The organism is Nocardiopsis sp. CC223A (assembly GCF_030766825.1).
In the GTDB taxonomy this organism is placed as follows: Bacteria; Actinomycetota; Actinomycetes; order Streptosporangiales; family Streptosporangiaceae; genus Nocardiopsis.
The window spans coordinates 47,103-64,140 of sequence record NZ_JASFDV010000022.1; the positions used below are offsets into that span (position 1 = coordinate 47,103).

15 protein-coding genes are annotated in these 17,038 nt (G+C 73.6%); 9 read left to right on the plus strand and 6 right to left on the minus strand.

Translation table 11 applies throughout. From position 1 onward, the window contains the following. Positions 1 to 188: 188 nt before the first annotated feature. Together acnA and QJS33_RS11590 are read right to left on the minus strand one after the other, a co-directional pair. Positions 189 to 2,909 (minus strand): aconitate hydratase AcnA, encoded by a 2,721-nt coding sequence (gene acnA, locus QJS33_RS11585; protein WP_306367923.1) that lies wholly within the window; start codon positions 2,907 to 2,909, stop codon positions 189 to 191. A 486-nt stretch (positions 2,910 to 3,395) separates the two neighbouring features. Further along, entirely contained in the window at positions 3,396 to 4,331 is a 936-nt protein-coding gene (locus tag QJS33_RS11590; protein ID WP_306367924.1) for an LLM class F420-dependent oxidoreductase, read from the minus strand. 110 nt (positions 4,332 to 4,441) lie between these two features. On the opposite strand from QJS33_RS11590, the gene QJS33_RS11595 reads away from it, so the two are divergent. From QJS33_RS11595 to QJS33_RS11615, 5 genes are all read left to right on the plus strand, one after another. Beyond that, positions 4,442 to 5,032 (plus strand): RNA polymerase sigma factor, encoded by a 591-nt coding sequence (locus QJS33_RS11595; protein ID WP_306367925.1) that lies wholly within the window; start codon positions 4,442 to 4,444, stop codon positions 5,030 to 5,032. Beyond that, on the plus strand, positions 5,029 to 5,832 hold the full coding sequence (locus QJS33_RS11600) for a zf-HC2 domain-containing protein (RefSeq protein ID WP_306367926.1): 804 nt from the start codon (positions 5,029 to 5,031) through the stop codon (positions 5,830 to 5,832). Before QJS33_RS11595 ends, QJS33_RS11600 begins: the two co-directional genes overlap by 4 nt. After that, entirely contained in the window at positions 5,829 to 6,725 is an 897-nt protein-coding gene (locus tag QJS33_RS11605; RefSeq protein WP_306367927.1) for an ABC transporter ATP-binding protein, read from the plus strand. The genes QJS33_RS11600 and QJS33_RS11605 overlap by 4 nt, the downstream gene beginning before the upstream one ends. Then, on the plus strand, positions 6,722 to 8,284 hold the full coding sequence (locus tag QJS33_RS11610) for a hypothetical protein (protein ID WP_306367928.1): 1,563 nt from the start codon (positions 6,722 to 6,724) through the stop codon (positions 8,282 to 8,284). Before QJS33_RS11605 ends, QJS33_RS11610 begins: the two co-directional genes overlap by 4 nt. Before the next feature lie 135 nt (positions 8,285 to 8,419). After that, positions 8,420 to 9,466: a hypothetical protein gene (locus tag QJS33_RS11615; protein WP_306367929.1), complete on the plus strand. Its 1,047-nt coding sequence runs from the start codon at positions 8,420 to 8,422 to the stop codon at positions 9,464 to 9,466. Here QJS33_RS11615 and QJS33_RS11620 read toward each other — a convergent pair. Further along, a complete protein-coding gene (locus QJS33_RS11620; RefSeq protein ID WP_306367930.1) occupies positions 9,463 to 9,894 on the minus strand; it encodes a protein-tyrosine phosphatase family protein in 432 nt (143 codons plus the stop codon). The genes QJS33_RS11615 and QJS33_RS11620 overlap by 4 nt on opposite strands. Positions 9,895 to 10,125: 231 nt before the next feature. Between QJS33_RS11620 and QJS33_RS11625 the strand changes: the two genes are divergently transcribed. Further along, positions 10,126 to 11,043 (plus strand): DMT family transporter, encoded by a 918-nt coding sequence (locus QJS33_RS11625; RefSeq protein ID WP_306367931.1) that lies wholly within the window; start codon positions 10,126 to 10,128, stop codon positions 11,041 to 11,043. Positions 11,044 to 11,100: 57 nt separating this feature from the next. Here the strand turns inward: QJS33_RS11625 and QJS33_RS11630 are convergent, their stop codons facing one another. Next, positions 11,101 to 11,472, minus strand: a complete 372-nt coding sequence (locus QJS33_RS11630; RefSeq protein WP_306367932.1) for a DUF427 domain-containing protein — start codon at positions 11,470 to 11,472, stop codon at positions 11,101 to 11,103. A 394-nt stretch (positions 11,473 to 11,866) separates the two neighbouring features. Beyond that, positions 11,867 to 13,162 (minus strand): class I SAM-dependent RNA methyltransferase, encoded by a 1,296-nt coding sequence (locus tag QJS33_RS11635; protein ID WP_306367933.1) that lies wholly within the window; start codon positions 13,160 to 13,162, stop codon positions 11,867 to 11,869. 335 nt (positions 13,163 to 13,497) lie between these two features. Between QJS33_RS11635 and QJS33_RS11640 the strand changes: the two genes are divergently transcribed. Together QJS33_RS11640 and QJS33_RS11645 are read left to right on the plus strand one after the other, a co-directional pair. Next, a complete protein-coding gene (locus QJS33_RS11640) occupies positions 13,498 to 14,169 on the plus strand; it encodes a TrkA family potassium uptake protein (protein WP_306367934.1) in 672 nt (223 codons plus the stop codon). A 2-nt stretch (positions 14,170 to 14,171) separates the two neighbouring features. Continuing rightward, positions 14,172 to 14,855, plus strand: a complete 684-nt coding sequence (locus QJS33_RS11645) for a TrkA family potassium uptake protein (protein WP_306367935.1) — start codon at positions 14,172 to 14,174, stop codon at positions 14,853 to 14,855. A 62-nt stretch (positions 14,856 to 14,917) separates the two neighbouring features. Here the strand turns inward: QJS33_RS11645 and QJS33_RS11650 are convergent, their stop codons facing one another. Next, positions 14,918 to 15,652, minus strand: coding sequence for a DUF3159 domain-containing protein (locus QJS33_RS11650; RefSeq protein WP_306367936.1), 735 nt, complete (start codon positions 15,650 to 15,652; stop codon positions 14,918 to 14,920). 281 nt (positions 15,653 to 15,933) lie between these two features. On the opposite strand from QJS33_RS11650, the gene QJS33_RS11655 reads away from it, so the two are divergent. Then, positions 15,934 to 17,034 carry a serpin family protein gene (locus QJS33_RS11655; RefSeq protein ID WP_306367937.1) on the plus strand — a complete coding sequence of 367 codons (1,101 nt, stop codon included), beginning with the start codon at positions 15,934 to 15,936 and terminating at the stop codon, positions 17,032 to 17,034. Positions 17,035 to 17,038 lie beyond the last annotated feature (4 nt).

Here is a 17,038-nt window from a genome sequence, read left to right on the forward strand (position 1 = left end):
GGCAGAGCATAGTGCCCCGTCTCGGACACCTTCGACCCGGTACCACCTGCTTCTTCGACGGGCGGCCACCCTTTTCCGGCGGCGCTCCTTCCCTGGAAAGCGAAGGGGGCCGCCGTCGTCGGTCGGACGACGGCGGCCCCGTGAACCGCGCGCCGCGCCGGTCGGGCACGGCAGCGGAGTCCAGGTGGCTACCCGGCGATCAGCTGGCGCAGCACGTACTGGAGGATGCCGCCGTTGCGGTAGTAGTCGGCCTCACCGGGGGTGTCGATGCGCACCACGGCGTCGAACTCGACGCCGGTGTCGGTGCTCACCTTCACCGTGGCGGGGATGCGGCCCTCGTTCAGCTCGGTCACGCCGGTGATGGAGAAGGTCTCCTCGCCGGTCAGGCCGAGGGAGTCCGCGCTCTGGCCCTCGGGGAACTGCAGGGGCAGGACGCCCATGCCGATGAGGTTGGAGCGGTGGATGCGCTCGTAGGACTCGGTGATGACGGCGCGCACGCCCAGCAGGCTGGTGCCCTTGGCGGCCCAGTCGCGGGACGAGCCGGAGCCGTACTCCTTGCCGCCCAGGACGACCAGCGGGGTGCCCTGCGCCGCGTAGTTCTGCGCGGCGTCGTAGATGAACGACACCGGGGCGTCCGCCTGGGTGAAGTCGCGGGTGTAGCCGCCCTCGGTGCCCGGCGCGATCTGGTTGCGCAGGCGGATGTTGGCGAACGTACCGCGGATCATCACCTCGTGGTTGCCGCGACGGGAACCGTAGGAGTTGAAGTCGCGGCGCTCCACGCCGTGGGCCTTGAGGTACTCGGCCGCCGGGGTGCCCGGCTTGATCGCGCCGGCCGGGGAGATGTGGTCGGTGGTGACCGAGTCGCCCAGCTTGGCCAGGACGCGGGCACCGGTGATGTCGGTGACCGGGGACGGCTCCTGCGCCATGCCCTCGAAGTACGGGGGCTTGCGGACGTAGGTCGACTCGCCCTCCCACTCGAAGGTGTTGCCGGTCGGGGTGGGCAGCGAGCGCCAGCGCTCGTCACCGGCGAAGACGTCCGCGTAGGCCGACTCGTACATGTCGGCGGCGATCGCGGAGTCCATGACCTCCTGGATCTCCTCGGCGGTCGGCCAGATGTCGGCCAGGTAGACCGGCTCGCCGTCCTTGCCGACACCCAGGGGCTCGGTGGTGATGTCCACGTCCAGGGACCCGGCCAGGGCGTAGGCGACCACCAGCGGCGGCGAGGCCAGGTAGTTCATCTTGACGTCCGGGTTGATCCGGCCCTCGAAGTTGCGGTTGCCGGACAGCACCGCGGTGACGGCCAGGTCGTTGTCCTGGACGGCCTTGGAGATCTCCTCCGGCAGCGGGCCGGAGTTGCCGATGCAGGTGGTGCAGCCGTAACCGACCAGGTTGAAGCCCAGCTTGTCCAGGTACGGGGTCAGGCCGGAGCGCTCGTAGTAGTCGGTGACGACCTTGGAGCCCGGGGCCATGGAGGTCTTGACCCACGGCTTGCGGGACAGGCCCTTCTCCACCGCCTTCTTGGCCAGCAGGGCGGCGCCCAGCATGACCGACGGGTTGGAGGTGTTGGTGCAGGAGGTGATCGCGGCGATCACGACGGCGCCGTGGTCGATCTCGGTCTCGGTGCCGTCGGCCATGGTGACCTTGACGGGCTTGTGCGGGCGGCCGTTGGCGTGCTGGGCCGGGGCGTCGGAGGCCGGGAAGGACTCCTCCCCCGCCTCGTCGGCCTCGTCGGAGACGTAGTTGTTGACGTCGTGGCGCCAGGTCTCCTTGGCCTGGGCCAGGACGATGCGGTCCTGCGGGCGCTTGGGGCCGGCGATCGACGGGACGACGTCGCCCAGGTCGAGTTCCAGGTACTCGGAGAACTCGGGCTCGTTGGCCGGGTCGTGCCAGAAGCCGTTGGCCTTGGCGTAGGCCTCGGTCAGGGCGACCTGCTGCTCGGAGCGGCCGGTCAGGCGCATGTAGCGGATGGTCTCGTCGTCGATCGGGAAGATCGCGGCGGTGGAGCCGAACTCGGGGCTCATGTTGCCGATGGTGGCGCGGTTGGCCAGCGGCACGGAGGTGACGCCCTCGCCGTAGAACTCGACGAACTTGCCGACCACACCGTGCTGGCGCAGCAGCTCGGTGATGGTGAGCACGAGGTCGGTGGCGGTGGTGCCGGGCTTGAGCCGGCCGTTGAGCTTGAAGCCGACCACGCGCGGGATGAGCATGGAGATCGGCTGGCCGAGCATGGCGGCCTCGGCCTCGATGCCGCCGACGCCCCAGCCCAGGATGCCCAGGCCGTTCTGCATGGTGGTGTGCGAGTCGGTGCCGACGCAGGTGTCGGGGTAGGCCTGGCCGTTGCGGCTCATGGTGACGCGCGCCAGGTGCTCGATGTTGGCCTGGTGCACGATGCCGGTGCCGGGCGGGACGACCTTGAACTCGTCGAACGCGGTCTGGCCCCAGCGCAGGAACTTGTAGCGCTCCTGGTTGCGCTCGTACTCGATCTCGACGTTGCGCTCGAAGGCGTCGGGGCGGCCGAAGAGGTCGACGATCACGGAGTGGTCGATCACCAGCTCGGCGGGGGCGAGCGGGTTGATCTTGTCCGGGTCGCCGCCCATGTCGCGGACGGCCTCGCGCATGGTGGCGAGGTCGACGACACAGGGAACGCCGGTGAAGTCCTGCATGATCACCCGGGCGGGGGTGAACTGGATCTCCTGGCTGGGCTGGGCCTTGGCGTCCCAGCCGGCCAGGGCGCGGATGTGGTCGGCGGTGACGTTCGCACCGTCCTCGGTGCGCAGAAGGTTCTCCAGGAGGACCTTCAGGCTGTAGGGAAGTCGGTTGGAGCCCTCCACGGAGTCCAACCGGAAGATCTCGTACGACTCGTCGCCAACGCGCAACGTGTCACGGGCGCCGAAGCTGTTCGCGGACACGGTGTCTGCCTCCTGATCTCGCCACTTTGTCCCTGGCATCCTGCCCCATCGGGCGGACGCGGGACCCACTGAGGCCGCCCTAACCGGTCGCCGGGTGGACGGAGGGCCGCGGGGGTGTCCTCCGACCGTATCCGACCTCTCGGAAGCGGCCATGACCTGCGACGACACCACTCATCGCAGGCCAGGCGGTCCGCTGCGCGCGGACGCCCGTGATGCTCGGGGCCGGGAGACGCCGAGAGGTCGACGTCACACACCCGGGCGCGGCCCGGGCCGGGGGGAACCCTCTTTTATCTTGACATCAAGCTATCCCACTTGTATCTCGATATCAAGTTATCGTGCGGGCGCCTCCCCCCGACCGGCGCCCCCGTGTTCTTCGAACCCCCTCTTCCCTCGGCCCACCCGCCGTCTTCGGGGAGCCGGGGCCTTCGGCTCCTCCGGAGCTCCCGGAACCCCGGCCTCCAGCACCCCGTCGGCGCCCGGCGCGCCTCAGCCCAGCTGCGGGGCCACCTCGGCGGCCACCAGTTCCAGGTGCTCCAGGTCCGCCATGTCCAGCAGTTGGAGGTACATGCACTCGGCGCCCGACTCCGCGAACCGGCCGATCTTGTCGACCACCTCGGCGGGCGTCCCGGCCAGGCCGTTGAGCCGCAGCTCGTCCACCTCGCGGCCGATGCGCTTCGCCCGCCGGGCGATCTCGGCCTCGTCGCGGCCCACGCACAGCACCTGCGCCGCCGAGTAGACGATCCGATCGGTGCGTCCCACCGCCGCCGCGGCCGCCCGCGTCCGGTCGAACGCGGCCCCGGTGTCGGCCACCGACGAGAACGGCACGTTGTACTCGTCGGCGAACGTCGCGGCCAGGCGCGGGGTCCGGCGCGGGCCGGTACCGCCGATGAGCACCGGCGGCCGCGGGCTCTGCTCCGGCTTGGGCAGCGCGGGCCCCTCCGCCAGCCGGTAGTACTTGCCCTCGTAGCGGAACGTGCCGCCGGCCGGCGTGGACCACAGGCCGGTGATGATGTCGAGCTGCTCCTCGTAGCGGTCGAAGCGCTCCCGGGCCGTGGTCGGGAAGGGGATGCCGTACGCGGCGTGCTCCTCCTCGTACCAGCCCGCTCCGAACCCGAACTCCACCCGGCCGCCGCTCATCCGGTCCACCTGCGCGACCGCGATCGCCAGCGGACCCGGGTAGCGGAACGTCGCCGCCGTCATCAGCGTGCCCAAGCGGATCCGAGACGTCTCCCGGGCCAGCCCGGCCAGGGTGATCCAGGCGTCGGTCGGCCCGGGCAGGCCGGTGGTGCCGTCCCCCATGTGCAGATAGTGGTCAGAGCGGAAAAGGGCGTCGAATCCGAGCTCCTCGGTGGCCTTGGCCACAGCGAGCTGGTCCTCGTAGGTGGCCCCCTGTTGGGGCTCAAGGAAGATCCTCAGGCGCATAAACCCCATTTTCGCCCACTCGCGGGGGCGATCTCCCCCCGGCGCGCGGGTAGCGTCGAAAAGGCCGCACACCGAGAACCGTCCTTCGAGCCCCGAGCGATAACCCGACCGTGAAGCTGTTCCGACGCGCGCACCGCCGCGCACCCTCCTACGGCCCCGACAGCACCGACCCGGTGCTGCTGACCGCCATCGCGGCGGGCGAGGCCGAGGCGCTGGAGATCCTCCACCGCAGGCATGCGCCCTGGCTGCGGGCGCGCCTGAACTACCGCTGTTCCGACCACGACCAGGTCGACGCCGCACTCCAGGAGACCTTCCTGGCCGTGTGGAAGAACGCGGGCTCCTTCACACCCCGGCCCGGCGACACCGACGCCGGGGCCTGGCTGTGGACCATCGCCATCCGCCAGCTCATCTCACAGCTGCGCCGGCGGGCCAACCGGTGGATCTCCGACATCGAGGCCGAACCCTACGAGACCATCGGGGACGCCTCTGCCGAGGACACCGTGCTGCTCAACATCGAGCACGGCCCCCTGGGCGCGGCCCTGCACACCCTGTCCCCCGAACTGCGGGCCGCCATACAGGCGACCGTGCTGGACGGACTCACCGTGCGGGAGGCCGCACAGATTCTCCAGATCCCCGAAGGCACCGTGAAGACACGGGTGATGCGCGCCAAGGCGCGCCTGCGGGAGGCATTGACGTCATGAGCGGTTGGCACCTGACCCCGGCCCAGGCCCACGACTACGCGGCCCGGAGAAGCGACGAGATCACCGCGATGTCGGTGGAGGCCCATCTGATGCACTGCGCGCCCTGCCGATCCCTGCTGCCCGCCGACGAATCGTGGCTGGCCGACGGCTGGGCGTCCCTGCGCGACGTGGTGGACCGGCCCCGGCGCGGCCCGGTCGAGACCGTGCTGGCCTCCGTCGGCCTGCGCGCGGAGACCGCCAAGCTCCTCGCCGCCACCCCGCGGCTCTACCAGGCCTGGCTCGGCTCGACCGTGGTGGTCCTGGCGGCCGCCCTGTTCGCCGCGTACCTGCTGCCGCGCGGCTCACTGATGTTCTTCTTCCTGGCGCCGGTGGTCCCGCTGGTCGGCGTGGCCCTGGCCTACGGGCGCGGGGGCGACCCGGCGCACACCCTGGCCTCGGTCACACCCATGGCCGGGCAGCGGCTGCTGTTCCTGCGCACCTGCGCGGTCCTGGTCCCGGCCCTGCTGCTGTGCACCGGTGCGGCGCTGCTGCTGCCGCACACCACCACCGCCTGGGACGCGGTCTTCTGGCTGCTGCCCTCCCTGACCCTGGTCGCGGGCTCGCTCCTGCTGGGCAACTGGATCCACCTGAGCGCGGCCTCGGGGATCGTGGGGGTCCTGTGGCTGGCGGTCCTGGGCCTGGTGTCCCTGTCCGGGCAGACGGTCCCCGTCGGGGTGTTCGCCCCCCAGGCCCAGGCGTGCTGGGGCGTGGCCCTGGCCGTCCTGGCCGGCATGCTGCTGCTCCGGGTGAGGATGGCATGACCACCGCCCTCACCGGCCGGGTGCACCTGAGCGGGGTGACCCGCAGGTACGGCACCCGGACCGCCCTGGACGGGGTGGACCTGGAGCTGGGTCCGGGAGTGACCGGCCTGCTGGGCCGCAACGGCGCCGGCAAGACCACCCTGATGCGCTGCCTGGCCACCGACCTGGACGCCACCTCCGGCCGGATGCGCCTGCTCGGCCTGGACCCGTCCCGGGCTCCCGAGCGCACCGATATCCGGCGGCGGCTGGGCTACCTGCCGCAGAACCCCGACTTCTACCCGCACTTCACCGCGTTCGCCCTGCTCGACTACATGGCCGTGCTCAAGGAACTGGGCGGCCGCCGGGCCCGGCACGACGAGGTGCGCCGGGTGCTGCGGCAGGTCGGGCTGTACGACCGGCGGCACAGCCGGGTGCGCCGCCTGTCCGGTGGCATGCGCCAGCGCCTGGCGCTGGCGTCGGCCCTGATGGGCGACCCCGACCTGCTGCTGCTGGACGAGCCGACGGTGGGGCTGGACCCCGAGCAGCGCATCCGGTTCCGCAACCTGGTGTCCCGGCTGGCCGTGGACAGCACCGTCGTGCTGTCCACCCACCAGATCGAGGACGTGGCCGCGCTGTGCGGGCACATCGTGTGCCTGGACGGGGGCCGGGTCGTCTTCGACGGGGCTCCCGGGGACCTGCTGGCCCGCGCCCGCGGGCACGTGTGGGAGGGTCCCGGCGACCCCGGCAGCGGCCTGACCTCCTGGCGGCTGCCCGACGGGCGCCACCGGGTCCTGACCCCGGGGTCGCCGCTGCCGCCCGGGACGGCCTTCAGAGCGGTGGAACCCACCCTGGAGGACGCCTACCTGCTGCTCGTCGGCGTGTCCGGGGCCGAACCCGCGGAGGCGGTGCGGTGAGGCGCACCGCCACCTTCGTCCGACTGACCGTGTTCAACACGGTGCGACTGCTGCGCGGGCCGTTCCTGCTGCCCGGCTCGGTGCTGTTCCTCCTGTACTCCACGTGGTCGGGCTCCTACCCCGGCCAGTCGGTGGACTCCTGGTACGCCGAGATGTCCACGTCGGCCCTGTTCCTCGCCGCGATCGGGTTCGGCGCCGTGACCCCCTCCGCCGTACGCGAGGCCCGCCACCCGGTCATCTCCGCGACCCCGCTGGGCCGCACCGGCAGGATCACGGCCCTGGCGCTGGCCGCCGTGCTCCTGCTGTGGGCGCTCCTGACCGGGCTGGGGCTGTGGCTGTGGCTGGCCGCCGAACCCCTGCCGCCCGCCGGGATCATCGACCCGTTCGCGTTCCCGGTGCCCTTCCTGGTCGCGGCCGCCGGACCGCTCGGGGCACTGCTCCTGGTCCTGTGGACCCGGTCGTACCTGCCGCTGGTCCTCCTCGCGCTCTGCCTGCCGCTGTACCTGGTCTACAACGGCATCGTGTTCTCGGAGCGGCTCAACAGCGCCGTATCGCGCGCGACCGTGGCCCTGCAACAGGTCATCAGCCCCTTCCCCGACTTCTCGGTGTCCCTGTCCGCGGTGAACCTGCACTCGCTGGCCTACAGCTGCCTGGTGACGGCCGCACTGCTGGTGCTGGTGCTGGGCGCCCGGCACCGCGTTCGGGTCCTGGTCGCCACCTCGGCCGCCGCGGCCCTGCTGGCGGCCGGGGCCCTGGGGGTCGCCGTCCACGGCAACTCGACGGTGTGGCGCGAAGGGGCGTCGGAACCGCGGGAGTACGCCGACGACGAGGTGTACGGGGTGGAGGGCCCCTGGCCCTGCCAGGAGATCGAGGGCGTGACCTACTGCCCGCTGCCCGGCTACGACTCCTGGGTGCCCTCCTGGCACGCCGCCCTGGACCCGGTCCTGGACGAACTGCCCGAGGCCGCACGGGCCGACGCCCCGGTGGTGTGGCAGGACGCCAACTGGTACACCCGCGAATTCGACGTCCCCCGGCCCGCGGTGACCGTCCACGACTACATGGACCCGGACTCGCATCCGTGGTACTCGTACCTGTACTCGTCGTTCGCCCGCAAGACGCTGGGGATGTCCGTCGGCCCGCCCGCCCCCTACGGGCTGGACGACTGCCGGGGCACCGGGCAGGCCCGGACCGTCGTGGTCGCCTGGGTCGTGGACCGCGTCGTCGCCTCCCACACCCCGGACGACCTCTACCTGCGGACCGACACGATGGCGATCGCCCTGGCCGACCTGGCCCCCTCCCCCGCCGACCTGGTACTGGGGCGGCGGATCGTCTCGGTGCCCCCGGAGCGGATGCACGCGCTGCTGGAGGAGCACTGGGAGCGGATCTCCTCCGGTGGGATGGACACCCTGGAACTGGCCGCGCTGCTGGAGGTCCCGATCGCCGAGGACCAGGACCGGATCGCCGAGGCCGCCGAGTGGAACACCGTGTTCTCCGACATGGAGCCGAACCTGTACGAGGCCTGGAACCCGTACGCTCCGCTGTGCCCGACCGACACCTGACCCCCGCAGACAGGAAGGACACCGTCCCCGGGGCCGGTGCGCCCTTTCCCGTCGCTTTGCCGGTCGATACCTAGACTCGCGATCATCCATGGCTTTCCCGGCCGCGCGCCGGGTCTTTCGCGAGGTGGGCATCCGTTGAGTCTTCGCCGTACCGTCTCCTGCGCGGTCGCCCTGGGCATCGCCGCCGTCCCTGTGTCGATCGCACCCGCCCTCGGCGCGCCGACCTTCCCGGCGACGGCGAGCGCCACCCTGGTCGGCCTGGTCGTGGCCCCCGACGCGGGCGGCGCCGAGGGGCTGTGGGGCACCGTCTACGTCAGCTCCGAGGTGGGCGAGGAACGGCTCGGCGCCGACACCTCCGGCGACCAGGGCGGGCTGCTCGAACCGGTGTCGGTGGTGGGGCCCGCGCAGGCGACGGTCAACACCACGGCTCGGGGCGAGGGGCGGGCCGAGGCGATCGCCGAACTGGGCGGACTCACCCTGTCCCTGCCCGGCACCGACACGCCCGCGGTCGAGGTCGGACCGCTGAGCAACTCGCTCACCTGTGACTTCTCCGGGAACCTCGAATGGGAGAGCGGCCCGGAACCCGAACGGGTCGTCACCGTGTTCGGGACCGCGATCACCCCCTCCGGCGGCGAGGCCACCGCCGACGTCGAACTGCCCGACGGGAGCACCGCGGAGGTGACGGTGACCGACCACACCCCGGCCGAGGGGGACACCGGCGCGGGTGAGATGTACACCGCTGTCACGGCCACCGTCGACGGCACCGAGCTGTTGGACCTGACGATGGCGGCCGTGTCGGTGGAGTGCCCCGCCGACGGCGGCACCGGGGACGCCCCCGCCGCCGGGGAGCAGGGCGACCGGGAGCCGACCGACGGGGCGTCCCCGCGGGAGGACGCGTCCCCGGACCCGGGGGCCGAGGCCCCCGCCACGGACGGCCCCGACGAGAGCGACCCCGACGAGGGCGCCGACCCCGCGGCGCAGAGCCCCACGCCGACCTCCGCCCCGGCGGCCGACGACGGGGACGGCGGGCCGGGTGGCCTGCCCGTCACCGGTGCCGCCCTGGCCGGCCTGGTCACCGCCGGTGTACTGGCGGTCGGCGGCGGCGCGGCCGCGGTCTACCTGGCCCGCCGCCGCTCCCGCGGCCACGACGACACCCCCGGTCCCGAGGGCCCCGCGGTCTAGCCGGTGAAGTCCACGACGAAGCGCGCCTGACGGCGGGTCTCGACGGCGTGCGGGGAGTAGTGCTCGCGCACGTGGGCGACGGCTTCGGCGGCCGGGACCCCGTCCAGGACGGCCAGGCAGGCCAGGGCGGTCCCGGTGCGGCCGCGGCCGCCCAGGCAGGCGAACTCCACCCGCTCGTCGGCGGCGCGTTCCAGGGCCGCGGCCAGTTCCCGGGCCAGGGCCGCGGGGTCGGCGGGCAGCCGGAAGTCGGGCCAGCGCACCCAGCGGGACTCCCAGGGGACCGGCGGCGGGGCCTTGCCCAGCAGGTACACGCCCAGGTCGGGCTCCGGGCCCTCCGGAACGGGCCGGGCGAGCGGGCGGCCGCGGACCAGCCGGCCCGAGGGCAGGCGCAGAACACCCGTGGCGCCGGGGTTCCAGGTGGTGGTCATCCGGCGAGACTAGCGTCCCCGCCACCGCCCCGGAAGAAGTCCCATGACCGGAGGTGTACTAGGCTGCCCCCGTGAAGAACCCGCACTGGCACGTCGTACTGCCACCCCCGTGCGCCTGACCGGGCGCACCGCACTCCCGAGCTGAGCGAGTCCCGACCGCACCGCGGTCGGCCGCCGTCGTGCGCCCGCACCGGACGTCCCCAGACGCACGATGACGGAGAGAACACGACCGTGTCACACGACCTTTCTTCACCGACCCCCGCCCTCACCCTGTTCCGGGGCCCGCTGCCGATCCTGGCCGCGGCCGTCCTGTGGGGCACCACCGGCACCGCCGCCACCCTGGGCGCCTCCCACGCGCCCGCCGCCGCGGTGGGCTCCGCCGGACTCGTCCTGGGCGGGTTCCTGCTGTTCCTGACCGGCCGGGGCGCCCGGTCGCTCATCGGCCGCTCGGACCCGGCCACCCGTCGCGCACTGGCCCTGGGCGCGGTGGCGGTGGCCGGATACCCGCTGACGTTCTACCCGGCCGTGGCCGAGGCCGGGGTGGCGGTCGCCACCGTGATCACCCTGGGCTCCTCGCCGGTGTTCTCCGGGCTGCTCGCCTGGTGGGCCGACCGGCGGCGGCCCGACCTGCGCTGGACCGTCGCCACCGCCGCGGCCGTGGCCGGCTGCGCGGTACTGGTCCTGGGCTCGGAGGGCGGCGGCGCCGACCCGGTGCGCCCGCTGGGCGTGCTCGCCGCGCTGGCCGCCGGGTTCTCCTACTCCGCCTACGCCCTCATCGCCGAACGCCTCATCCGGCGCGGCCACGGGTCGTCCGCGGTGATGGGGGCCCTGTTCCTGGGCGGCGGGCTGTTGGCGCTGCCGGTGGTCGCCGCCCTGGGCGCGGGCTGGCTGGCCACCGGGAGCGGCGCGGCGGTCGCCCTGTACCTGGCGGTGTTCACCGTGTTCTGCGCCTACCGGCTGTTCGGGCAGGGGCTGCGGCACACCCCGGCGGTGGTGGCCACCACGCTGACCCTGGCCGAACCGGCGGTGGCCGCGCTGCTGGGCGTGCTGGTGCTGCACGAACGCCTGGCCCCGGCCTCCTGGACCGGCCTGGGCGTCCTGGTGCTGGGTCTGGCGGTGCTGCGTGCCCCGGCCCCCGGGCGCCGCTGACCACCGGCGCGCGGACGGCGGGGCGCACCGGTGCGCCCCGCCGTCCGCGCGTCCGGGTCAGTCCTCGACGGTGACCTCGACCTTGTCGGGGTAGAAGGCGGCGTGTCCGGCGATCTGCGCGACCGCCGGGTAGGGCTCCTCGTAGACCCACAGGGCGTCGGTCAGTTCGACCCCGTCGACCGTGAGAGTGCGGTAGGCGGCGTCGCCCTTGTAGGGGCAATGGGTGGTGGTCGGGGTGGAGCTCAGCAGCGCCGGGTCCACGTCGGCCAGCGGGATGTACTGCACCGGCGGGTAGGAGGCCTCCCGCAGGGTCAGCGCGGCCGTGGTGTCGGCGACGATCCGGCCGCCGACCCGCGCGACCACGCGCGCGCCGGTGGGCTCGATGGTGATGGGGTGGTCGGGTCCGGGGACCCGCATCCGTCCGGTCATGTTGCGTCCTCCCTCTCGCCGCCGAGACTACCCGCGGTACGGCCGACGGCGCGGGGGGCGTCGAAACCACCGACGGTCCTGCCCCTGGACCGGCCGGTGCCGGCGTCGGTACGCCGCCGGTCGCCCCCGCTCCCCCGACCGGGAAGGGCTCCTCCCCTCGCGCACTACCCCGGCGGCCGTGGCCGCCCTCCCCCTGCCGACCGCACTGGTCGCCCTCCCCGGCCCCGCACACGCCTCCCCGCTCCCCGAGGACGGCACCGTCGTCCCGATCCGGGTCACCGGCGGCCCCTCCGAGCGGTTCAAAGGCCGCCGGGGCCTACGCCACCTTGGAGGCCGACTCAAGGCCGGGAGGGCTCCCGACGGCGTACCCGGGTGGAGGCCGCCCCCGGCACGGCTACTCCTCGCGGGCCTCGCGGTGGCGGCGGGCCGGGTTGACCGGCTCCAGCACCGCCAGGCACTCGACGTGGTGGGTCATCGGGAAGGCGTCGAAGGCCCGCAGATCGACCAGCCGGTACCCGGCACGGTCGAACTCGGCGAGGTCGCGGGCCAGGGTGGCCGGGTCGCACGACAGGTAGGCCACCGCCCGCGGCCGGGTCCCGGCGATGGAGCGGACCACCTCGGCGCCGGCCCCAGCGCGGGGCGGGTCCAGGGCGACCACGTCGGCGCGCACGTCGGCCCACTCGCGCATCTGCGCGGCCACGTCGTGCTGCTCGATGCGCACCTGCTCCAGGTCGCGCAGGTTGTACCGGGCGTCCCGCACCGACTCGGTGCCGTTCTCCACGCCCAGGGCACGCCCCTCGGGGCCGACGGCCTCGGCCAGGGCGGCGGTGAACAGGCCCGCACCGCAGTACAGGTCCAGCGCGGTCTCCCCCGGTTTGGGGGCCAGCGCGGCCAGGATCGCCTCGGTGAACACGCGGGCGGCGGCCGGGTGGACCTGCCAGAACCCGCCCGCGCCCACCCGGAACTCGCGCTCTCCGACGATCTCGCGCACCCCGCGGCGGCCCCGCACCTGCTGGACGCGGCCGCCCTTGAAGCGGCGCAGCACGGCGCTGGAGGCCTTCAGCTCGGGCAGGGTGCCCAGTTTGGCCCCGGTGGGGGTGACCACGATCGCCCGGTCGGCGCGCTCGGCGGCGGCCACGGCCTCGACCTCGCGCACGCCCGGCCAGGGCAGCTCGGTCACGCCCAGCTCGGTGACGCCGGGGTGGGCGATGAGGCAGCGGTCCACCGGCTCGATGTCGTGGGAGCGGTGGCGGCGCAGACCGGGGTTGCCGTCGGCGTCCACCGCGAACCGCACCCGGGTACGCCAGCCCAGGCCGCCGGGGGTGCCGGGCAGTTCCTCGACGACGACCTCGCGGTCGATCCCGGCGATCCGGCGCAGCTGGTCGGCGACCACCTTGGCCTTGAGCCGCCGCTGGGCCTCGGGGGCGGCGTGCTGCCAGTCACAGCCGCCGCAGGCGCCCGGCCCGGCGAACCGGCAGGGGGCCTCGACGCGGTCCGGGGAGGCGGTGAGGACCTCGATCGCCTCGGCGCGCAGCAGGTTGCTGGTGCGTTCGGTGACCCGCACCCGCACCCGCTCGCCGGGCAGGGCGTGGCGGACGAACACCACCTGCCCGTTGTGGCGGCCCACGCACCACCCGCCGTGGGCGACGTCGTCGACGGTCAGCTCGAACTCGGTACCGGCACGGGTCATGGCGGATTTCCTCCGGGGATCGCGGATGTGGTGCGGCGGCGTCCACGGGGCGTCGCCCGTCGCGGGAGGAGGCTGTGGCGGGACGCTGCGGGGCGTCCCGGAGTGCGCGTCGGCGCACGTCCCGCGGGTGACCTGCACGCACGGTCACCGACCGCCCCAATCTACCGCCACCGCGGGCCGGGTCCGGTCACGCTCGGCGTCGGAGGGCCGGTGCGGCCCCGCCGGTGTCGGCCCGAACGCACGGGACGGTGGCCGATGTGCCAAGGTGTCACTGAGAGGGCACGGGGTGACGCCCCGAGCCCGGGAGGCGCTGTTTCGACGGGAGTGCGGGCGAGGTGCACATCGTGATCATGGGGTGCGGCCGCGTGGGGTCCACGCTGGCGCACACACTGGTGGACCTGGGGCACACGGTGGCGGTGATCGACCAGGACCCCGAAGCGTTCCGGAGGCTGCGCGGGGACACCGCCAAACACGCGGTCCGGGGGCTCGGGCACGACCGGGAGGTGCTGCTGGCCGCCGGGATCGACCGGGCGCGGGCGTTCGCCGCGGTGAGCAACGGGGACAACTCCAACATCATCGCGGCCCGGGTGGCGCGCGAGACGTTCGGGGTGGAGCACGTGGTGGCGCGGATCTACGACCCGCGCCGCGCGGAGGTGTACCAGCGGCTGGGCATCCCCACCGTGGCGACGGTGCGGTGGACGGCGGACTCGATCCTGCGCCGGATGGTGCCGGGGGACGACCGCCTGACCACGGGGCCGGAGTGGCAGGACGCCTCGGGGACGCTGGCGATGACCGACGTCACCCTGCCCGACGGGTGGGCGGGCCGGCCGGTCGCCGAGGTGGAGGAGCGGGCCCCGCTGCGGGTGGTGTACCTGACCCGCAGCGGTCGGATCGTGCTGGCCGGTGCGGAGGTGGTCCTGGAGGCGGGCGACGTGCTGCACGCGGTGGCCGACACCCGGGACCTGGACGGCCTGTCCGCACGACTGCACGGTGACGAGGAGGTGTAGCGATGCGCGTCGCGATCGCGGGTGCCGGGAGCGTGGGGCGTTCCATCGCCACGGAGCTGGCGGGCAACGGGCACGACGTCCTGCTCATCGACCGGGACACCCGGGCGATCGGGGTGGACGACCTGCCGCAGGTGGAGTGGCTGCTGGCGGACGCCTGTGAGCTGTCCACGCTGGAGGACGCCCGGTTGGGCGACTTCGACGTGGTGGTCGCGGCCAGCAGCGACGACAAGGTGAACCTGGTCGTGTCCCTGCTGGCCAAGACCGAGTTCGGGGTGGGCCGGGTGATCGCCCGGATCAACGACCCCGTCAACGAGTGGCTGTTCAACGACTCGTGGGGGGTGGACCTGGCGGTGTCGCCGCCGCGGCTGATCGCGGACCTGGTGGAGGACGACCCGGAGGAGGAGCCCTCCGACGAGGACGCCCTGCCGCCGCTGCCGGGCGCGGAGATCGCCGAGTCGGTGCTGCACGCGCGCAGTCCGTTCGCGGGTCGTCCCGAGAGCGAGCTGACGGCGGTGCTCCCCGAGGGCGTGGCACTGGTCGCGGTGGTGGGCCCGGGCGGGGTGCGCGCGCCTGAGCCCGAGCGGGTGCTGTCGGTGGGCAACACCGTGGTGTTCCTGGCCGAGCCCGAGTCGCTGGGTTCGTTGGAGGAGGTCCTGGACCCGGTGGGCGAGGGGTCCGGGGCCTGAAGGGCGGGGGCGCGCCCGGCGGGCGCGCCCCCTGCGGACCCCGGAGGGTGCGGGGCTCCCGGTCAGTCCCGGGCGGCGGGCGGCCCGGCCAGCGGGGTGCGGCCGCGGGCCAGCACCCACACCATCGCCGCGAACGCCGCCACCTGGAGCGGCCAGCCCATGGCGACCTTGGACAGGCCCAGCGCCGCGAACGTGTTCGCCCCGCCGTAGGTGGCGGCCGCCCACAGGGGGTACTGCACGATCACGCGGATGACGCAGGGCAGGACCAGCAGCCAGGTGAGCCTGGACGCGAGTGAGACCACGGCGGGGTTCTCCCGCCAGGAGGTGAAGTCCTCCTTGTGCCCGATGAACGGGCCGATCATCAGTCCGATGGCGGGCCAGCGCACCAGCACCGACAGGCTCAGCACCACCGCGTAGACGGCGTTGTAGATGATGCCGGGCAGGAAGGCGTCGGCGGCGTTGCCGCTGCGCATCGCGAAGACCGCGGCGATGCCGATGCCGAACAGGCTGGTGACGACGTACTGCACCGAGGAGCGCTGGATCAGCCGCAGCACGCCCAACAGCAGGGCCGCGGCCACCCCCAGGCCGATCGACAGGCGCAGGTCCGAGCCGATGATGTAGGAGACGGTGAAGGTCAGGGTGGGGACGGCCGCCTCGACCATGCCCCGCTTGCCGCCCAGCGCCTTGGCGAGCTGGGAGCGGACCAGCGCCTCGACGGTCTCCTCGGTCACCTCCGGGGGCCGCGTCTCCCCGGGCTCCCGGCCGGTCCCCTCATCGGCGCGCTGCTGCTCAGTCATCTGCTCCCGGTCCGCTCCGCGTCGTCGGTGCCGCCCCCGGGCGGGGGGTGCACGGTCTTGATGCCCCAGACTACGCGACCCCTGCCCGGCCTCCCGGCCCCGACCGGAGCGGTATCGGACGGTTCGTCCGTGTGCGCGGCGGATGGTCCGCAGGGCTTCTCACCGTTTTCTCACCGGCCGGACCGCGGCCGGGTCCGGCCGCGGTCCGGCCGGGTGACCCTGGCCTGCGGCGCCGGTACTCCGTACGCTGGCCCCGGAGAACCACCGATCCGAGGAGCCCGATGTCGTCCATCCCCCTCCCCCGGAGGGACCACCTGGAGTTCGCCGCCGCACTGGACCGGGAACTGATCCATCCCGGTACCTCCCACGTGTGGTCGCCCCACTCCGTCGGCACCGTGCTGGCCCTGTTGGCCTCGGGTGCGTCCCACCGGACCCTGGCCGAGATCGTCTCCCTGATCGGCCGCGACTTCGCCGGGCAGCTGCTCGACCTGGACTCCTCGGTGGCCCCCGAGCCCGGGCTGGACCTGGCCGTGCTCAACGGCCTGTACGTCCCCCGGGACCTGCCGTTGCGCCGGACGTTCGTGGACCACGTGCGCGCCCGGGGCGGCGCGGAGATCGCCAACGTCGACTTCCTGAGCGACACCGAGGGCGTCCGCCGGTACATCAACGGCCGGGTCGCCCAGGTGACCCGCGGCCTCATCGACCAACTGCTGCCGCCGGGGCTGCCACCGCCCCACGTCCGGCTGCTGCTGGTCAACGCCCTGTGGGTGAAGATGGTCTGGCAGGAGTCGTTCAAGCCCGCCAACACCAGACCCATGCCGTTCCGGGCGCCGGGCGGGCCCAGACCGGTGGCCACCATGCACCGCACCGCCAGGCTGCCGCTGGCCCGCGCGCACGGGTGGAGCCTGCTCACCCTCGCCGGGGGGCACGGTCTGTACCTGGACGTGCTGCTGCCCGACACCGCCGCCCCCACACCGCCGCCGCTGGCCCCCGAACTGCCGGCCGCCCTGTACCGGGCCCAGGCCCCGACGATGACGAAGCTGGCGCTGCCCCGGTTCACCGTGCGCACCAGCGTGTCCCTGCTGGGCCCGCTGACCCGGCTGGGCCTGAAGGAGATGGTCGGCGGCCAGGCGCGGTTCGACGCCATCAGCCCGCAACCGCTGGCGGTCAGCGAGATCCTGCACCAGGCGGTGCTGCGCGTGGACGAGAAGGGCGCCGAGGGGGCCGCCGCCACCGGTGTGATCATGCTGCGCGCGGGCCTGCCGTCCCGGGCGGTGGAGTTCACCGTGGACCGGCCCTTCGTGTTCGTCCTGCGCCGCGGCGCCTCGATCCTCTTCATGGGCCGGGTCACCGATCCCGTCGACCCCGGACCCGCCGCCTGAGCCC

Excerpts from the sequence above, each read along its gene's own strand:
- QJS33_RS11645 (WP_306367935.1), top strand. The coding sequence starts at position 14,172 with ATGCGCGTCGCGATCGCGGGTGCCGGGAGCGTGGGGCGTTCCATCGCC.
- QJS33_RS11620 (WP_306367930.1), bottom strand. The coding sequence starts at position 9,894 with ATGACCACCACCTGGAACCCCGGCGCCACGGGTGTTCTGCGCCTGCCC.
- QJS33_RS11635 (WP_306367933.1), bottom strand. The coding sequence starts at position 13,162 with ATGACCCGTGCCGGTACCGAGTTCGAGCTGACCGTCGACGACGTCGCC.
- QJS33_RS11650 (WP_306367936.1), bottom strand. The coding sequence starts at position 15,652 with ATGACTGAGCAGCAGCGCGCCGATGAGGGGACCGGCCGGGAGCCCGGG.
- QJS33_RS11590 (WP_306367924.1), bottom strand. The coding sequence starts at position 4,331 with ATGCGCCTGAGGATCTTCCTTGAGCCCCAACAGGGGGCCACCTACGAG.
- QJS33_RS11630 (WP_306367932.1), bottom strand. The coding sequence starts at position 11,472 with ATGACCGGACGGATGCGGGTCCCCGGACCCGACCACCCCATCACCATC.
- QJS33_RS11600 (WP_306367926.1), top strand. The coding sequence starts at position 5,029 with ATGAGCGGTTGGCACCTGACCCCGGCCCAGGCCCACGACTACGCGGCC.
- QJS33_RS11655 (WP_306367937.1), top strand. The coding sequence starts at position 15,934 with ATGTCGTCCATCCCCCTCCCCCGGAGGGACCACCTGGAGTTCGCCGCC.
- QJS33_RS11605 (WP_306367927.1), top strand. The coding sequence starts at position 5,829 with ATGACCACCGCCCTCACCGGCCGGGTGCACCTGAGCGGGGTGACCCGC.